Origin of the sequence: Helicobacter didelphidarum (genome assembly GCF_003364195.1) — a bacterium.
In the GTDB taxonomy this organism is placed as follows: domain Bacteria; phylum Campylobacterota; class Campylobacteria; order Campylobacterales; family Helicobacteraceae; genus Helicobacter_A; species Helicobacter_A didelphidarum.
Window position 1 is genome coordinate 243,963 of sequence record NZ_NXLQ01000001.1, and the last position, 19,486, is coordinate 263,448.

The 19,486-nt window shown below is 31.1% G+C and carries 10 protein-coding genes; 3 read left to right on the forward strand and 7 right to left on the reverse strand.

Annotated features, from left to right (window positions below; all coding sequences use genetic code 11):
- Positions 1 to 157: 157 nt before the first annotated feature.
- The 3 genes from CQA53_RS01005 to CQA53_RS01015 all read right to left on the reverse strand — a co-directional run bounded on the left by CQA53_RS01005 (position 158) and on the right by CQA53_RS01015 (position 5,894).
- Positions 158 to 3,655 (reverse strand): DEAD/DEAH box helicase, encoded by a 3,498-nt coding sequence (locus tag CQA53_RS01005; protein WP_245945556.1) that lies wholly within the window; start codon positions 3,653 to 3,655, stop codon positions 158 to 160.
- 272 nt (positions 3,656 to 3,927) lie between these two features.
- Positions 3,928 to 5,019, reverse strand: coding sequence for a chorismate synthase (aroC, locus tag CQA53_RS01010; RefSeq protein ID WP_115542143.1), 1,092 nt, complete (start codon positions 5,017 to 5,019; stop codon positions 3,928 to 3,930).
- Positions 5,020 to 5,180: 161 nt separating this feature from the next.
- A complete protein-coding gene (locus CQA53_RS01015) occupies positions 5,181 to 5,894 on the reverse strand; it encodes an SEL1-like repeat protein (protein ID WP_115542144.1) in 714 nt (237 codons plus the stop codon).
- Positions 5,895 to 6,231: 337 nt separating this feature from the next.
- On the opposite strand from CQA53_RS01015, the gene CQA53_RS01020 reads away from it, so the two are divergent.
- The 3 genes from CQA53_RS01020 (at position 6,232) to CQA53_RS01030 (ending at position 10,959) form a co-directional block, all read left to right on the forward strand.
- Positions 6,232 to 6,612, forward strand: a complete 381-nt coding sequence (locus CQA53_RS01020; RefSeq protein ID WP_115542145.1) for a diacylglycerol kinase — start codon at positions 6,232 to 6,234, stop codon at positions 6,610 to 6,612.
- A gap of 138 nt (positions 6,613 to 6,750) precedes the next feature.
- Complete coding sequence (locus CQA53_RS01025; protein ID WP_115542146.1) at positions 6,751 to 9,981, forward strand: efflux RND transporter permease subunit; 3,231 nt, start codon at positions 6,751 to 6,753, stop codon at positions 9,979 to 9,981.
- A 168-nt stretch (positions 9,982 to 10,149) separates the two neighbouring features.
- Positions 10,150 to 10,959 carry a 3'-5' exonuclease gene (locus CQA53_RS01030; protein ID WP_115542147.1) on the forward strand — a complete coding sequence of 270 codons (810 nt, stop codon included), beginning with the start codon at positions 10,150 to 10,152 and terminating at the stop codon, positions 10,957 to 10,959.
- Between the two features lie 21 nt (positions 10,960 to 10,980).
- Here the strand turns inward: CQA53_RS01030 and CQA53_RS13190 are convergent, their stop codons facing one another.
- The 4 genes from CQA53_RS13190 to purL form a co-directional block, all read right to left on the reverse strand.
- Positions 10,981 to 12,774: an excinuclease ABC subunit UvrC gene (locus tag CQA53_RS13190; protein ID WP_245945557.1), complete on the reverse strand. Its 1,794-nt coding sequence runs from the start codon at positions 12,772 to 12,774 to the stop codon at positions 10,981 to 10,983.
- Positions 12,775 to 12,859: 85 nt separating this feature from the next.
- Positions 12,860 to 13,387: a DUF1440 domain-containing protein gene (locus CQA53_RS01045; protein WP_115542148.1), complete on the reverse strand. Its 528-nt coding sequence runs from the start codon at positions 13,385 to 13,387 to the stop codon at positions 12,860 to 12,862.
- A gap of 225 nt (positions 13,388 to 13,612) precedes the next feature.
- Entirely contained in the window at positions 13,613 to 15,970 is a 2,358-nt protein-coding gene (locus CQA53_RS01050) for a TonB-dependent receptor (protein ID WP_115542149.1), read from the reverse strand.
- Between the two features lie 435 nt (positions 15,971 to 16,405).
- Positions 16,406 to 19,354 (reverse strand): phosphoribosylformylglycinamidine synthase subunit PurL, encoded by a 2,949-nt coding sequence (gene purL / locus CQA53_RS01055; RefSeq protein ID WP_115542150.1) that lies wholly within the window; start codon positions 19,352 to 19,354, stop codon positions 16,406 to 16,408.
- Positions 19,355 to 19,486: the final 132 nt, after the last annotated feature.

Below are 19,486 nucleotides of genomic sequence, written 5' to 3' on the forward strand. Positions count from 1 at the left end.
TTCATAATGGATTTGAGAATCTAATATTGTTAAAGATAACAGAAATGTAACATAAAAAAGAGAATATTCACATGTTATCTCAATTATTTTTTCGCAAAATATTTTTCTTTTTATGGTTGTATTATTTCAATAAAAACTTTTATATTTTTTAGTATTTCTATGTATTATTTTGATTGTGAGTTTTTTTGATTTCTGATTTTAAATGTGTTTTAATTGTTAGTAAAATGTCATCATCATCTTTCGTTGGAGATTGTAAATAAGTTTTTGTATTATCTGCATTTGTAATAGCAATATTATTCCCCATGTTACTTAATGCTTTGATATGGAGATGGATAGCTAAAGTTTTAATGATAATGAGTTCTAAAAATTGCAAGCTATACATATCAAGTTTGCCAAATCTCTGCTCAATTTCCCCTTCAATCTCACGCACTTCGACTTCATTTTTTACTTGTGATAAACGACGATAAAGTTCCAAACGCATACGTTCGCTTGTAATTAATGTCTCATTAAGAAATGCCGAAACAGAAAGTTTCAAATCCACTTTGTTCTCTTTTGTTCCATTCTGTAAAAGGCTTTGTAAAGTTTCTTCAAGCATTCGCACATACATACCAAATCCAACTTGCTTGATATGACCACTTTGAGCTTGTCCTAAAAGATTCCCCCCACCACGAATTTCCAAGTCATGGTAAGCAAGGCTTGCACCACTTCCTAAATAAGAATTTTTCTCTAATGCTAAAAGTCTTTTGGAAGATTCTTCGTTAATATTTTCGTGTGTAAGGAGATAACAAAAGCCAACGACCTTACCTCTACCAACTCTACCTCGTAATTGGTGTAAATCAGCAATACCAAAATTATGTGCCTCATCAATAATAATCGTATTTGCATTTGGTAAATGAATACCTGATTCTACAATTGAGGTGCAGAGAAGAACATCATATTGTTTATTGAAAAAATCTATCATGCCTTGTTCGGTATCTTTTGGATTAATCTTTGAATGTAGGATTAAGATTCTAAGCTTTGGCAAAAGTCCTAGTAGATATGTTTGGATTGTTTGGATTTTTGCAATGTTATTAAAGATATAAAATACTTGTCCACCGCGCCTTATTTCTCTTGTAATGACTTCTTTAATAAGAGAATCTTTCTTAATTTTTACAAAAGTTTTACTCTCTTGTTTATAAAATGGTGGCGTATGTAACTCACTAATTGCTTTAAGTTTGGAGTATGCCATATTGAGAGTTCTTGGAATTGGTGTAGCAGACATTGAAAGAACATGTGTATGAAAACTTTTTTGTTTTAGAATCTCTTTTTGCTTTACCCCGAACTTATGTTCTTCATCAATCACAATTAAACCAAGATTTTCTATATTAAGATTAAAAAGTGCGTGTGTGCCAATAATGATATGGAGTTCTTGATTTTTGATTGCAGATTCTATATTTTGCTTTTGTTTTGTAGTTGTAAATCTATCAAGCTTCGCAATTTTTAAAGGTTTATTGTTTGGTAAAATAAGCTTACTCAAACGATTTTTGAAACTTTCAAAATGTTGATTGCAAAGCAATGTTGTAGGCACAAGGACAATACTCGCAAGATCATTAAGTGCAGTAGCATAACACAAACTCATTGCAACTTCAGTTTTACCAAATCCCACATCTCCATTCAGCAAACGATCCATAACACGTCCACTTTTTAAATCTTTCAAACTTTCACTAATGGCAAGATTTTGGTCTGGTGTAAGTTCAAACCCTCTACTTTCTTCAAATTTTTGATACGCAATCATTTGTTCAGCAGATTCTAAAGTTATTTTTGCTCCTGTGCTTAAATCTCTTTGGGCTTGTAAGCGTATAATTTCATTTGCGATTTCTAAAAGTTTTTCTTTGATAGAATCTTTTAAACGCAAGAAGCTCGATTTTCCAAGTTTATCAAGTTTGATAACAGAATCATATGCACTATATTTTTCAATAAGATTTAGATTTTCAACAGGCACAAGCAACCTATCATCATTTGCATAAATAATGCTTACAAAATCCTTTATGCCCCCCATAATATCAATTTGTTTTATACACTCAAAAACCCCAACACCATACTCACTATGCACGACAAATTCACCCGGTTTCAGCGAATCGAGTTCAAGACGCACACGCTTTTTGCATTCTTTTTGTATTTTTTCAAGGCTTATAAAAATTTGCTGTGGTGTAGTGATATTAAAATAAAATGGTGTTTGCAAGAACGCAAGATATAAAGAATTATCATAATTTCGAATTTGTGCAGGAAAATCAAGTTGCTTTAACAATGCTTTTGTTCTACTCAAAATAAAAATATCTTTTTTTACATTGAGTTTGATTGTATTTGATAAGTTTGAATATTTTATTATGTCATTATCATGGCAGGTTTGAGATAGAGGAAAGATTCTAAAAGTTTGATTGTTTGAAGGTAAGATTTCAGGCAGAACAAATTCAAGATTTTCCTTATATTCCCTTAGTGCTTGAAATGTAAATATATGGGGATATTTTCGTAAAAAGTTAATACCACCAATATCTTTAAGAAACCAAAAACCAAGCGTATGAATGTTTTTTTCAATCCCATCATGACAGAGATTTTCAATGTAAGATTCTAGAATCTTACATTGCTCTTTTGTCAAACTAAACATAGCTGGATTAATGCGAATATGGAGAATCTCTTCTTTCAAACTAAGCTGCGTTTCACAACTAAAATAACGAATGCTTTCAATTTCTGTATCAAAAAAACTAATACGAATGGGGTTAATAAAGTTTGGCACAAAAATATCAAGAATATCACCACGCCAAGAAAATTCTCCTTGCATTTCTACAATTTCCACGCGTTCATAACCATATTGCAAAAGTTGGTGTGCAATGTCTTCAATGTTTCTATGTTCATGTAATTGTAATTCAAAACTATGCAACAATTCCTTACTTGGTAAAAATGCCATAAGTGTATGAGGTGGGGAAATAAGAAGTTGTTTGCAATCATTCTCATACCATTGTGTGAGTTTTGCAAAAAGCTCATGAAATTCCTCATAAAAAGTTTGTATGCTATCATAAGGATTAAGCCGAATATCAGGCAATACAATAGGTAAAGAAGATTCATTTGTTTCTAATGGTAGAATACCACCATAAAGAAAATCTTTTTGTTCTTTTGTCGCATTTTTATTCAAAGATTGAAAATCTTTTGCATCATAACAAAAAAGTGAATTTATATTCTCATTTTTTATAGAATCATTGCGTTGTTCTTTTTGTGCATGAAAACTTTGAAAAAAGCTTTGTAAAAAAGAGACAGCATTGAAACATAACTCTATTTCATCACTTGAGCAAATAATAATTTTTGGTGAATCTGTATTGATATTTCTACCAAAAAATGGATTTGTTGTTGTATTTTCACTGCAATATTGCACAAAATCTTGAAAGGAAGAAAGCCCATTGTAAATGTTATTGTGGGAAGTAAATGTTTTTTGTTTGATATTTTCCCAGAGATTCAAAAGTTTTTGATAGGGTTGTTCTTGTTTTCTTTCTTTGTTGATATTTTGATTTTGTTGTAGAAATATTGTATCTTGTATCATAGTATTTTGTGGAAAGTTATGGGTTGTAATTTCAGAAGTATAAGAAAGCTCCAACAAACCAAGATTTTCTATTGTGCATTCCAAATATTTTGAATCTTTGTTTTTAAAAAAATTATATATTATACTCTGAATGTTCATTCTAACATCACCAATTCTTATAAGATAACAAAAGATTCTGTTTCATATATTCTATTCTTGCTAAATATTACTTATGGCTAAGAATCTTTTTTGGATTATGAAAGTGAAATTATAACGAATTTGTTCTTGATTTTCTTTTTATCTTGCTATTTTTTCATTCAATAGATGGTATTGCACTATAATATGCAAAAATCATCAATGCCATTAGTTATTTTCTATCAGGTTGTTTGATAAATTTTCTTAAGATTCTCAAGTCTTGAAGTTGCATTGAGTAAAAGCATATCAGCAAGGATTAATGCCACAATGCTTTCACATACTACACTCCCACGCACACCAACACATGGGTCATGTCTGCCTTGTAATTTAATTTTTACTTCATTTTTATGAATATCAATTGTGTCTTGTGAAAGAAAAATACTCGGGGTAGGCTTAAAATGCACTTTGATAATGATATCTTCACCATTTGAAATGCCACCAAGTATCCCTCCTGAATGATTTGTTATAAAACCATTATGATTTATAAAATCATTGTTATTTGAACCAAGCTTTTTGGCAGATTCTATACCATCACCTATTTCTACTGCTTTTACTGCGTTAAGTCCCATTAAATCGCGTGCAAGAATCGAATCAAGTTTATAACCCAATGGCTCACCAAGACCAATAGGTGCATTTTTTACACAAATTAATGCACTTGCACCAACACTATCACCATTTTTTTTAGCTTCTAGAATTTCTTGTTGTAATAGAGATTCTATCTCTTTATCAAGTGCAAAGATTTCACTTTTTCTTGCATATTCGAAATCATCTTTATTATGATGTGTTTTTTGAGACGAAATTTTGCCAACAGCTGTAATCCCACTTAGAATCTGAATATCAAATTCCCTTAAAAGTAATTTTGCCAAACCACCAGCAAATACTCGTGCAACACTTTCTCTAGCACTGCTTCTACCTCCACCACGATAATCTCGTATGCCATATTTATGAAAATAAGTAAAATCTGCGTGATTGGGGCGAAAGATGTCTTTAATATTATTATAGTCTTTACTTCTTACATTTGTATTTTCGACAAAGAAACCAATAGGCATACCAGTGCTAATGCCATCAAATACACCACTTAGAATCTTCACACAATCATCTTCTTTGCGAGGTGTTGAGAATTTACCACCTCCTTTGCGTCTTGCTACTTCTGCATGTAAAAAATCTAAATCAATTGTAATTCCAGATGGCATACCTGTAATAACACCTCCAATGCCATGACCATGACTTTCTCCAAATGAATTAAACTGAAATAAAATGCCTATATTATCCATTTATTGACCCTTTAAGATTTATGTGGCAATATCGAGATTCTATAAATGTTTATATTCTAAAACATGAATAAATACATTTATAGCAAATAAAATAAACAAATTCCAAAAAAATATACTATTTATACATATAACTTATTTTTCTTAATGTTTAAGCTCTGTTTTTAATTCAAAAAATACCATAGATTTTGCTTGTTATAACAAGAATCACCATCACCTAGATTGCAACCTTTTTGGTAAAAGAAACGAGCCTGTTTTTCACGTTCTTCTAAACTTAACCAATCTATTTTAAATGGTTGTTCATAAACACTTCCTATAAAATAACAACTTGAGCCTATATTGTTGTTACATTCTCTTGTGAGTATTTGCAATGCTTTATCATTATATTGTTGTGCTTTTTTAGAATCTGTTTCTGCAAGAAAATCTGCCGCATAACGATAACAACCCCAACCATTATTTAAATTACAACCTCGATTATAAAGATCTTTTTCAATATAATTGTGTTTCGTTTCTACTTGTGAACTCATAATACCAAGAAATGTGCAAGATTCGCCACTTGAAGTAGTTGGGGTTTTTGCAAAACAATCTTTTTGTAATATTTCTTCTGCATGAAGTAAATCTTTTGCTTCTCCAGTTTCATTTGCATAATACCAACATGCACGTCCTAATCCCAAATCACACGCTTGTTTTGTGAGTTTTAAAAATTCGTTATCATTCTTTTCAATATGCTGTGAGTAAGAAGCACGAGAAAGGAGTTTTGTTGCCATAGCAATTTTATCTCTATCAGAATGTGTATGTTGTTCTGTATGTCCTAATGCACCTGTATCACCCATCAAAAATACACCATATAAGATTAATGATTTAACTGAAAACAACATAATCACTCCTTTAAAATTTAATAATTTACAAAATACAATTGCATTTCTGGTATTATATATTGTTTTTAAAAAGTTTGCAATAATATTACAAAATATCTTTGATTCCAAAAGATTCTCATTATTTCATATATCTATTGTTTTCACAATAAAGATATTATTTAATAGCCAAACTTTTCTTGTAAAACAACTATAAAATCAATTTTTTAATAAGCGTAATTTTTTTTAAAAAGAACAACTATAATTTTTAAGTAGTTCTGATAGAATATCACATATTTTAGAATGGTAAATGACTACATATTGTATCAAAAATATTTAAATTTATAAGACAAGGTAACTTATGAAACCAAAATATACCCTTTTTAGCAATGCAAAATATGCCTTTGAGGGCTTATTGACAATGGTTAGAAATGAAATATCTTTTAGAATAGAACTTTGCATTATTTTGCCACTTCTTATCATCTCAATTTTTCTCCCTATTAGTCTTTTTGAGCATTTATTTTTGGTAGCTGTTTTATTTTTGATTCTGATTTTAGAATGTGTAAATTCAGCCATTGAAGCTTGTGTTGATTTAGTTACGAATGATTTTGCTCCGTTGGCAAAAATTGCAAAAGATTGTGCAAGTGCAGGTGTATTTTTAAGTGTTGTTTTAGCAATATTGAGTTGGTTTTTTGTGTTGTTGGATTTATTTGATAAAAATAAGCTATGGAAATTATTCTAAAGAATATGGATTTCTAAATTAAATCATTATCCCATCTTTATAATCTTTCGCTATATTTCTTTTCAAAATCTTAAATAAGATAAAAATTTTAGATATTTGTGCTACAGATTATATCAAAAATAGAATCTAGGAAACAAAGTGAAGTTTGTAGAATATAGTGTTAAAAATCCCGTTGTTGTTTTTGTTGGCGTGATTTTTTTACTCCTTTTTGGCTATTTAGCAATTATACAAATGCCTTATTCTCTCACACCAAATATTAGCAGACCAACAGTCAGTGTTACAACAACTTGGGCTGGAGCAACACCTTATGAAATAGAAAAAGAGATTGTGCAAAGACAAGAAAAATTCTTAAAGAATCTCCCTTCTCTGATAACTATGACTTCTAATAGTCGTGAAGGTTCTGCATCGGTAAATCTTGAATTTGAGATTGGCACAGATATGAAAAAAGCTCTTCTTGATGTCAGCTCAAAGCTTTCTGAAGTAAGAGGTTATCCGGCAAATATTGATAATCCTGTAATTCGTTCTACTGGGGAAACAATTTCTCCTGTGGTATATTTATTTGTTAAATCCAATACGAAACAATCTGTAAAAGAATTTTATACTTTTATTTATGAGGATATTGTTAAATTCTATGAAAGGATTGATGGTGTTGGGGTTGTTGATATTTTGGGTGGTGTATCAAAGCAAGTGCAAGTTATCCTTAATACGAAACAACTTGCATATTATAATATTACAATAGAAGATGTCATAACTGCACTTCAGAATCATAATATTAATGTTTCTGCCGGTAGTCTTGATTATGGTCAAAGGGCATATAGAGTTCGGACAATAGGACTATATGAAAATGCTGAAAGTGTCTATAACACTATTGTAAAAACGAGCAATACTCAAGTTGTTTATTTGCGTGATATTGCTTCTGTTATTGATACTTATGAATTACCTACTGCACCAAATATGCACAATAATGATGAAACAATCTCTCTACAAATACGACCAACAGCTCATGCGAATGTTTTGGAGCTAATTAATCAAGTTCGCATTCTTACCAATGAACTCAATGAAAAACAATTAAAACAACATAATCTACATATTGATTGGGGAAGAGATAGTGCGGGTTTTATTCAAGATGCAATTCGTCTTGTGAAGCATGATATTATTCTTGGAATCTTGCTTGCAGCATTGATTCTATATGCATTTTTACGGAGTTTTTCAAGTGTTTTTGTTGTAAGTATTATTATTCCGATTTCAATTTTAAGTTCTTTTATCTTACTTCATGCAATGGATAGAAGCTTAAATGTTATTTTGCTCGCTGGAGTAAGCTTTGCAATCAGTATGATTATAGATTCTAGTATAGTTGTTGTAGAGAATATTCATAGACATCATGGTATGGGAAAACGTATGTTTGAATCTTGTATTGATGGGACAAAAGAAGTTCTTGGAGCATTATTTGCAAGCACAATCACTACGGTGGCAATTTTTATCCCAATCATTGGACTAAAAGATGAGATTGGACAGCTTTTTTCAGACATCGCACTTGCTTCAAGTTCTGCACTACTTATTTCCCTTGCAATATGTTTGATTGTGATTCCTAGTTTGTATTATAGTCTTGCGAAACTCTTTGCAAAAAATACAAATATAACAAGAGATTCCAGTAATAAATCTCTACAATTTTTTACAAAAATCCTTTTTATTAATAAATTTCAACCACACTTTTCCTTTTTACAGAAAAAAATAATTTTTTATCTTAGAAGATTTAAATATACAATAGATAGGACATTTGTTAAAATTGGCATATTTTTTTACGATATTCTTGCAAAGTTTCTTACCTTTTGTCTGCAAAGTTTCTGGACAAGAATTGGTTGTGTGGGTATTTTTGGGATTCTTAGTATTTGGTTTATATTTTTATTGTTTCCAAAGCTTGATTATCTTCCAAAAGGAAGTCAAAATTTTCTTATTGCTTATATCCAAGCTCCAAATGGCTTGAGCTATGAAGAGCGGCTTGATATTGTTCGTCGTATTTATGCTTACAATGCACCATATATGCAAAGTAATGGTTTTCAAGGGAATGAACAATATCCTGCAATACGAGATTTTTATATCTCTGCGGGAACAACAAGTATTTATTTCTATGAAATATCAAGCGATCCAACACGCATAAAAGATCTTATATCTCTTATGCAGGAAAGCATAGATTCTGTCCCAAATATTAGTGGAAATGTTGTTGAACAAGGCATCTTTAGTAGTAGCGGTATTTCAGAAAGTGTAGATGTTAATATTGTAGGATTTGATATTGATTCTATCTTAAAGAGTGCAAATTCATTTATGGAATTGGCAACAACCTATTTACCTGGTGTTCGCATTCGTGCTTTCCCTTCGCTTGATTTAAATAATAGAGAAATTAACCTCTTTCCTGATATGCGTTCTCTGGCAATTAATGGGTTGAATGTAAAGAGTTTTGGTAATATTGTAGATGTCATTATTGGTGGGAAAAAGGTTGGTGATTTTCGCAATCAAGAAGGAAAGATTATCGATCTTGTGTTACAATCAGATAATACAACTCAAAGTCCAGAAGATGTGTTGTATTCTCAAATCTATGCACCTTCTGGACAAATCATGCCTTTAAGCAGTCTTGCAAATATTCGTCAAGATATGGGATTATCACAAATACGACATTTTGAACAAGATAGAAATATTCTTTTTTATATTAATCCACAATCTTCGATGTCCTTACAGGAAGTCATTGAAACAATTAATAATAAGATTATTCCAGAAATGAAACGACAAAATACTCTTCAAGATAACAAAGTTATGATGAGTGGAAATGCCAATAAGCTTCATAAACTTGCCACACATTTAAGCGGAGGATTTTTACTTGCATTAATTATTACTTATTTACTTTTGACTGCATTATATAGTAATTTTTTCTATCCTATTATTATTATTTTTACCGTTCCATTTGCACTTACAGGTGGTTTTATGGGGTTAGCATTTGTTAATCGCTTTATAGCACATCAGAATCTTGATGTTTTGACAATGCTAGGATTTATTATTCTTGTTGGTTCTGTTGTTAATAACGCTATTTTAATTGTTTATCAAAGCCTTATTAATCTGAGGGAATATAAAATGAATGTTTATGATAGTGTTTATAATGCCACTACCTCTCGCATTCGTCCGATTTATATGGGCATGTTTACAAGTATTTTAGCTCTTGCACCCCTTATTTTTTCAAGTGGTGCTGGTAGTGAAATTTATCGTGGGCTTGGTGCGGTTATTGCTGGAGGGATTTTAGTTTCAACAATTATTAGTGTATTTGTAATCCCCTCACTCCTGATATTTGCTCTGAAGCCACCACACAATAAAGTTGTATAAATAATAGACTTTAAAAATATGGTATGAGACAAATAAATCAGAGCTTTATGATTCTTATTGTGGTTAAAGAATATTTGGCAAATGTATATCGAAAAGATTGAGATATATAAATATTTTTTGTAGTAATTTTATTATGTTACTATATATTCTATAATGAAAAGGTAAAATATGATTTGTATTTTTGATATAGAGAGTGTTCCTGATGTGGAGCTATTGCGTGAAATTTATAATTATAGTGGAAGTGATTTTGAAGTATGCAAACAAGCTTTTAACGCACAAAAAGAAATAAGTGGAAGTGAGTTTCTCCCATTATGTTTCCATAAAATTGTCTCATTGGGAAGTGTTGCAGCAGATGATTATGGGAATTTTATTAAAGTAGGTCATTTTGGGAGAAATGCTTCAATACAAGAGCGAGAGAAAATTGTGCTTGATGAATTTAGTGCATTTCTTAATAAACATAACCCTCGCCTTGTAAGTTTTAATGGTAGAGGTTTTGATATGCCTTTGATTGGAATTCGTGCGCTCAAATATAATACAAATTTGTATGGATATTATGAGGTTGAAAATCAGAAATTTGGAAAAACTAAATGGGAAAATTATCGCCAGAGATATAGTGAAAGGTTTCATTTGGATTTGTATGATGTGCTAGGAAATTATGGTGTAGCTCGGTCTCTTAGTCTTGATATACTTTGCAAAATGTCAGGAATTATGGGAAAATATGAGGTCGATGGATCGCAGGTTTTTGAGTTAATTTTTCAAAAAAATGATTTAGAACGCGTAGATTATTATTGTCAAAGTGATGTATTAAATACTTATTGGCTTTTTCTTAAGTTTGAATTAACAAAAGGAATGTTGAATTTAGATGACTATCTTGCAAATCTTGTAAAAATGCAAGAATCTCTCCCGGAAAATGCACCATATAAAGTTGCTTTTAGAGAATCTCTTCAATATGAAATAGAGAAATATCATATCTCTTAAATGTAAAGAAAGAGCTAGTGATTATTGTGAAATATTTTTTACTTTCTTATGGCGATGAAAAGAGATTGCAAAGCGATGTGCTTCATCGCGTAGTTTTTGGAGAAATTGTAAGCGAGTATCATTGTGGTTTAGTCGAAATTCTAAATGTTTGGAACGTAATATATCTTTAGCACTTCCCTTTGCACGATATGCCTTAAAATCCCGTTTTTCCTTAGCAATAGCAAGAATTTCAACACTTGCACCAGTTGATTTAAGAATGTCATAAGCCAAATTGATTTGTGCTTTTCCTCCATCAAGTAGCCACAAATTTGGTGCTGGAAGTATATCAAAGTTTGTCGCTCTTCTTGTTAGCATTTCTTTCATTTGTCCATACTCATCTTTAGCGGTGAGATTATAATGGCGATAATTTTCTTTACAGAAATTATTATTGTTATAACTTATCATTGCACCTACAATAAAATCACCACCATGATGACTTGTGTCAAATACTTCAATGTTATTTATATTTTGTTGTAATGAGAAAAGACTGACAATATCTTGGAGAATTTTGTTTTCATTACAATGCATTTTTTCATTATTTTCCAGTAAATGTATAGCGTTTAAGTTTGCAAGTTGTGCCAATTTTAGTTTATTGCCTTTTTTTGGAAAAATCAGTTTTGAGGAGATTTCGGGTATAGAATCTTGTAACATTGCGAAATGAGATTCTGTGATATTAGCAAGGATAATTTCTTCACAAAGTGATCCATCCTGTAAAATTTTTAGGAGTGCTTGTGTGTAGATTTCATATTCAAATTCTTGTCCTATTGTGTGCTTAGAAGATTCATGATGATTTAGCATTTGAATATTCATATCAATGGTGTAGCGAGAATCTTGCTTACTAATATTTTGTGTTAATTTTTCATCTAAATTAGTTATCACATTTGTGGTTGTGTGTGTTTGTTCAGAAGCATTCGCTTTTACAAAAATATGATGAGTGCTTACTACTTTTCCATCCCTCACAAAAAGTTTCAGTAAAATACCCTGATTGCGTAAATAGACAAAGCTTAAAATATCTGCATTATAAGCTTTTTTTATATCTACAATAGAAAAATGTTGAATCTCTTTTAATACTTCAAGGCAATTTTTGCAAACAATAGCTTGCTCAAAAAGCTCTTTTTGTGCAAACTCTAACATTTTATGTTCAATTTCTTTTTGCATTTTATGCTTGTTTTCTATCAGCGAGATTGCTTGCTGTACAAAGTCATTATATTGTGCAATAATATTTGCATCTTGAAATTCACACACTCCTAAACATTTTTCAATTTGATAGTAAAGGCATGTTCTTTTTCCTTTGAGGCAGCTTGCTTGTTGCACAAGTGGAAATATTTCATGAAGACTATTGAGAATTTCTTTTGCACCTTTTGGATAGGGTCCAAAGTATCGTATACCTTTTTGTGATGTGATATGTCGCACAATGGTAAAACGGGGAAATTTCTCATTGAGATTAATCATAATGTAGGGATAAGTTTTATCATCACGCAAAAGAATATTATATTTCGGATTCTGTGATTTTATAAAAGAATTTTCAAGTATCAGTGCTTCTTTTTCATTCTCAACAACAAGGGTGTGAATCGCCACAATCTGTCTTACCATTTGCTGGATTCTAAGACTATTTTTTGGATTTGGGGATAAATCAGCTTGAAAATAACTTTTTATCCTTTTTTTAAGATTTTTTGCCTTTCCTACATACAACAAACGAGAATGTTTATCATAATACTGATAGATACCTGATTGTTGCGGTAAGTCTTGTAATTGTTTATAAAGTTGCTCTTGCATAATATTTGCTCTATATAAATATATATTTTTTAGAAATTTGTAGAATCATAAGAAAATAATATCAATTCTTTTTGTTTATATGATGCTATAGAGGGTCTCTTTCTTGTGTGATTCTATTTCGCAAATCTCTCCGAGAAAGCTCTATAATCCACATCCACAAAATACATTCACAGAGACTTGCAATAAAATACGATATATTTTGATTTTCAAGACTCTCAACAAAGCCAAATAATGGTAAAAAAAGCATATAGCAAAGAATCCAAATCATGCAACCATATAATATACCAAACGCAAACTTTAGTTTTACGTAAAATTCTACAAGAATCACATACAGCATTGCAAAAAAGATTGAAAAGCAAAATTGCCATAAAAGATATAATATATGCCATTCATATCCATTATCAAGGACATAACGCATTTGTAAGATTTCTGGTGTAATATGAATAAAACTCATCATTATTTGAGCGATTTCTCCAAGATTCTCACGCAAAACAAGTGGAAATAGCACTTCCCAGCCAATCCTTATAACTCCTCCAATCATACCCACAACAATACCGATTAAAGAACTAATCCAAATTCTATATACTGCACTAAGATTTGTATAGATTTGCATTTTTTTCCTTTTGATTTTTTATTTTTATAAAAAATCAATTCTTTTTTAGGGAGTATTATAACTAAAATTATATTTTTTTGATGAAAGTAAGGATAATATTTTCGTGTATTGATTCTATATCTTGAAAGAGTAATTCAAGATAGATTCTAAGTCAATCGTAGGTTTAATATAATATTTTATGATTATATTGTATTATGTAATATATAAAATTATATGTTTCAAATTCTATATGTTCTTGCTAATCTCAAAAAATACTGCACGACCCGGAGTTTTATAATACATATAAAACTGCTCATTGAGTATATTTGTGATATTAACACTTACATCAATTTTGTGTTTTAAATGCACTCCAAAACGGGCATCTAACAATTTGTAGGCATCGTAGCTTCCATATACACCCCACACTTTTTGTGTTGCATTGTCTAAACTTTTGTATCGTTTGCTTGCATATTCAAAGCCAATGCTGCCAAAGAGTGTTTTTCCTTCATAATATAACTGGACATAAACACTATGTTCTGGCACATTTGGTAAAAAATTTCCTGCTTTTATATTGCCTGTGTCTTGAGTCAATTTCGCATTTGTATAGGTGTATGTAAAACGGAAGCCAAAATCATGGAAGAATCGTTGATTATAGGATAGCTCAACACCATTGATACGAGCTTTGTTTGCATTAATAAAAAAAGTCTTGGGATCATCGGGAGTAGTATAATCAGTATAAGTTGTTATCATATCTGTAAAAAATGAATCAAACCAATATAGCTTCAATAATCCATGGAAATCAGAATCTTGCAAAAAGCTTTGCTCAAATCCAATATCATAACTCGTCAGAATCTCTGGTTTTAAGTTTGGATTCCCCAAAAATGTTGCCCCATCATTGCGTGTATATTTCTGAAACATTTGATCGAATGTCGGTGCACGAAAATTTTGTCCAAAAGTTACTTTAAAAAGGCTTTTTACTGATTTATTGGAAAATGGTGTATAATTAAGAGATGCTTTTGGTGAAAACTGATTTCGTATATTGTTAGCAATTCGTGGGCTTGTTGTGATCGTAGAATCATAGTATCCAAATCCTTGCCATAAATCCCAACGCACTCCGAAACTTGTGCTAAGGCTAGGAAGCCATCTCGCACGCCAATCAATAAAAGCAGATGGTGTATTACTGGAACCACCAGTAGCGTTTTCTTTTTGTCCGATACTTGTAAAATCACGCCAATCACTTGCTGTGTATGTTTTACCACCATAATTAAGAAATTTATTCTGCAAACCAAAAAGTAATTTATGAACTTCTCCTAGATTCCAAAGGAAAGTTCCCTCGAAATTTACCATATTGTATATTGAATGTGTTTGTGTTCCATTACCACCAAATGGACCTGCACCCTTACTCGGACCAGACCAAATATCATAACCATAAAGATGCGAAATATTAATGCTTAACTCATTTTCATCAAAAAAATGTTTATATCCAATGGAACTTATAACCTGATTATATTTTTCATTTCCCATACCACCTACAAAAGCATAGGGAATAGTCCCGTTTCCTGCCGTTTCTCCTGTGGCATTCCCCCAATATTCATTATTGTTAGAATCTTTTAAAAAAGTGTGCTGTTTATGGTGAATGTAGTTGTAGTTAGAATAGTTTATCCATACATCTAACATCCCATTTTCACCAATATCAATATTTGTCCTTAAACGAGCATCATGATTATTGAATTTTTGCTTACCCATATCACCAACGATATAGATTTGCTTTCCTGTGGTATCATAACTTGGTATATATCCCGTAGCACCATTTAGTCCATTTGTTGTATTATTTGTGCTTATCCATGCATTATCAGCTGCGTATCCATTTGCAAAGCTCCCTCCATAACTTGCTTTAATTTTAAACTTCTTATCAAAAAAAGCATCACCAATACTTGCATACCATTGCGTGTAATCTTTGGGGGCATTGTCAGAACCAAATGGATTACCATAGCCAATAGAACCTAATATTTCTAGTTTCTCTGGCATTCTTGTAATAAAATTCACAGCCCCACTCAGTCCCCCAGAGCCATAAAGTATAGAGCTTGAACCACGCGTTATTTCTACTCTTTCCAGCTCATTTGCACGTAAAGCAGTAAGCATTTTTGTATTATTATTAATATCATTGATGGGGACACCATCAAGCATAATGATTGCACCATTTGTAATACCACGAATAGTTATAGTATCAAATGTTTCCATACCTCTACCCTTTGGAACAATAATACCTTCCTCGCCCCGTAAAGTTTCACTTGCACGATAATTTGGGCGAAGTTTAATCTGTGTTTTATCTGTGATGCTGGCATTACCTGGCGTAGATTCTATTGTAGAGCCCACTTTTGAACCTGTTGTCATAATAGCATCTAATGAAAATGTATGCACATCTTTTGGATTTTTCTCTTGTGTATTATCTTGTTGAGATAATGAATCTGGTTTTGTTATGGGTGGTTGCAAGTTCTCAGAATCTTGTATTGCGTATAATAGGCTAAAACTTAATGGAAACATTAATGCGATTTTGTGGAATTTTATATTTATGTTGAGAACTGAAAGATATTGAGGATACATTGTTTTTTTCCTTTTTAATACAAGTTAAATAAAAATAATACTATGATATTATTTTAAAAATAAAAGTAATATTATATCACATAAAAACAAATACACTATGTTAAATTTTTCAGAATATATTAGATTTCTCTATATCAAAGCTACATCAAAAATAAGATATACATCTTGATTTATTGCTATCATAATATATATTATTTTATGTATTGCTTTATTAAAATTATGAAAGAAAGATAATAAATCAGTATTTGCATAAACAATAAAAATTATATGTATTTAAAGAATGGTAAAATACATATCAATAACAAAGATGTATAGCATTGATAATATACTATAAAGCGACTTTGAGAAAGAGTTGAAAGTCTTAATATCGGGCTATTTTTAGAATCTTTATAGGTTGAATGCTAATGAGTAATGCTCTCAATGAGGTATGAATTTTTAGTATTTATTATTAAAAACCTTTTCTTCAAAGCTTTTATAATACAAATCGCTTAATTCGCACAATGGGATTTCTATATTCCAAATCCTAACATTTGCGTCATGAGTATGAGAGAGCATAGGTTGTTTTTTCTTATGATTATTTTGTAGTTTATCAAAGAGCTGGTCTATTTCCGCATTTACCTTACCGATGCAATAGCATTCAAGCCCTTTCGCATGTGCAATCTCTTTGATGATTCTAAGATTATGTGGGAATACTTCACAAACAATTTGGCTATGATTTTCTGCAAAAAGATTCAGAGGATTTATCACACTAAAATGCAGTAAATCGCGTAAAATTTCATGAATTATGATACATTCTTTTTCTCCCAAATGTGCAATGTATTGTAAAATTTTTTGTAGTGGTTGTATATGATTGTAGAGAGTTTTTCTATTTTGTTGTATTGTATTTAATTCATTATAAAAAGATGAAAATTCATCATTGTGAAATTCACTATAAATGCGGGTAAGAATATTTTGTATTTGTTTATTATAAGAATTTAAAATCGCCTCAAAATCAAATTGTGATAAAGATTCAAGAGAAAGAAAAGATTTTATACTTTTTTGCCCAATGATTGCCATTTTTGCCAGAGTTACACCAATTCCTCCTTGTGCGATGTCTTTAGCACTTAAAAGAAGTTTAGTTTGTGTGCATTCATAGAGAAAATCCCATAATTTTTTCTCACATTCTAAATCAATGGATGGTATGTTCCCGCTAATTGGATTATTTAGAATCTTTTGAAACATAGAACCTGAAAAATTCAAATAAGGTTTTTCATTTCGCAAAGAATGCTTTTTATTTGATATATTTTTTGATTGCTGAAGAGTATGAGTTTGAGAATCTATTTTGGTAGCTAATGCAGAGTTTCCTAATGTTTCTTTGGAAGTGTATTGTTTCAGACAAAAAGAATGAAAAAAGTTAGCAAAAGAATTAATTTGATTATGCAAAAAATCGCTCTGAAGAGGTGCAAAACTTTCACTAATCTTTCCCCCAACTACGCAAATAAGTGTGTGTTTTCCAACAAAATGGCTTGCAATTGCATGGCTATAATCTTCTAAAATACCTACACTTACAATACTCGGTGTGGGGTAAATAGCATCATTATTTGTTTGATTATACAGAGAAACATTCCCACTTACAACAGGTGTATTGAGAATTTGACATGCTTCTTTAATCCCTTCACATGCTTCTTTAAATTGATACATAACTTCAGGATTTTCTGGACTACCAAAATTAAGACAATCTGTAATTGCAAGTGGTTTTGCTCCGCTTAGAGCAACATTACGTCCGCTTTGTGCGACAGCTATTTTTGCCCCTTCTCTTGGATTAAGATAGCAGTAACGAGAATTGCATTTTGCACTGACTGCAATAGCTTTTTGTGAGTCATAGTTCTTTAAACTCACAATACTCGCATCTCCCATGCCACTTGCTTTGATTGTGCTTGCTTTAATACTTGAATCATACTGATTATAAATCCATGCTTTATCTGTTAGTTCAATACTTGAAATCATTTCACGCAAAATTGCTTCTGTGATTTCTCGCACATAGAAAATTGTATTATTGTATTGGTAAGATTCTAATATCTTTATTTTAGAATCTAATGTTATAGAATTAATACGATGTTGTTTGGCAAGATTCTCTAAAGCATTTTTTAAAAATGTTTTATCATTACTAATTTTAGAATATTCAATCTCGAGAACTAAGTCTTTGCATGATTCCAAATACTTTGGTTTCTTAATTGGGCGATGTAGCTCTGGAGCAGATTCTACAATTGGTTTAATAGGTAGGTCAGCACATATTTTTCCCTGCCAAAATAATTCCATTTTCCCACTATTTTTTACTTCCCCAACAATTTCACAATCCAATTCATATTTCTCAAAAATTTCTTTAATTCGAGTTTCCGCACCTTTTTTTGCACAAAGCAACATACGTTCTTGAGATTCAGACAGCATAAGCTCATAGGGATTCATTCCACTTTCTCGCATAGGAATCTTATCAAGCCACATAACCATACCACTTTGACTACGACTAGCCATTTCAAAACTTGAACTTGTTAATCCTGCAGCACCCATATCTTGGATACCGACAATAAGATTCTCTCTAAAAATTTCCAAACAAGCTTCTAAAAGTAACTTTTCTATAAAAGGATCCCCAATCTGCACAGTTGGACGAAGTGTCTTTGCATGAGAATTAAAACTATCGCTACTCATCACAGCTCCACCTAAGCCATCTCTGCCTGTTTTACTTCCAACATATATAATAGGATTCCCTTCTCCACTTGCTTTACCGTAGAATATAGATTCATGTTTTGCAATACCAAGACTAAAAGCATTAACAAGAATATTGCCATTATAGCATGCCTCGAAATTTGTCTGCCCACCAATAGTTGGAATCCCCATGCAATTTCCATAATGTCCAATACCTTCAACAACACCATGTAATAAATGTGTGTGTTTTTTTTTCATTTGAGCATCTAAAATATTTCCAAAATATAATGTATTCAAATTTATAATAGGATTTGCACCCATTGTAAAAATATCTCGTAAAATACCACCAACACCGGTAGCAGCACCAGCATTTGGCTCAATGAAACTTGGATGATTGTGAGATTCTATTTTAAAAACCGCAGCAAGATTTTCGTTATTGCGATTTTTCCCAAGATCAATAACACCAGCGTTTTCTCCAGGTCCTTGCAAGACCCAACTCGCTTTTGTGGGGAATCCTTTAAGGTAAATTTTACTTGATTTGTAACTACAATGTTCACTCCACATGGCAGAAAAAATTCCTAATTCAATAATATTAGGAGCACGATTTAAGATATTTTCTATTTTTTTATAATCATCATGACTAAGTTTATGTTGCTTGAGAATATTCTCAAGATTATCATTTTGAATTGAAAAATCTTGCATATTATTCCTCTTAGTTGTATGTAGATAAAACAGACAAATTGTAACAAAAATATTTAAAGTGTTTTGTATATTTGCAAATTTTTTGATTTTTTTGCTTATTTATTGAATATTTTCTTTATTTTTTCATTACAA

What these genes read in the sequence shown, in the direction of transcription:
- CQA53_RS01045 (WP_115542148.1), bottom strand. Translation starts at nt 13,387, where the DNA reads ATGCAAATCTATACAAATCTTAGTGCAGTATATAGAATTTGGATTAGT.
- CQA53_RS01030 (WP_115542147.1), top strand. Translation starts at nt 10,150, where the DNA reads ATGATTTGTATTTTTGATATAGAGAGTGTTCCTGATGTGGAGCTATTG.
- CQA53_RS01020 (WP_115542145.1), top strand. Translation starts at nt 6,232, where the DNA reads ATGAAACCAAAATATACCCTTTTTAGCAATGCAAAATATGCCTTTGAG.
- CQA53_RS13190 (WP_245945557.1), bottom strand. Translation starts at nt 12,774, where the DNA reads ATGCAAGAGCAACTTTATAAACAATTACAAGACTTACCGCAACAATCA.
- CQA53_RS01050 (WP_115542149.1), bottom strand. Translation starts at nt 15,970, where the DNA reads ATGTATCCTCAATATCTTTCAGTTCTCAACATAAATATAAAATTCCAC.
- aroC (WP_115542143.1), bottom strand. Translation starts at nt 5,019, where the DNA reads ATGGATAATATAGGCATTTTATTTCAGTTTAATTCATTTGGAGAAAGT.
- purL (WP_115542150.1), bottom strand. Translation starts at nt 19,354, where the DNA reads ATGCAAGATTTTTCAATTCAAAATGATAATCTTGAGAATATTCTCAAG.
- CQA53_RS01015 (WP_115542144.1), bottom strand. Translation starts at nt 5,894, where the DNA reads ATGTTGTTTTCAGTTAAATCATTAATCTTATATGGTGTATTTTTGATG.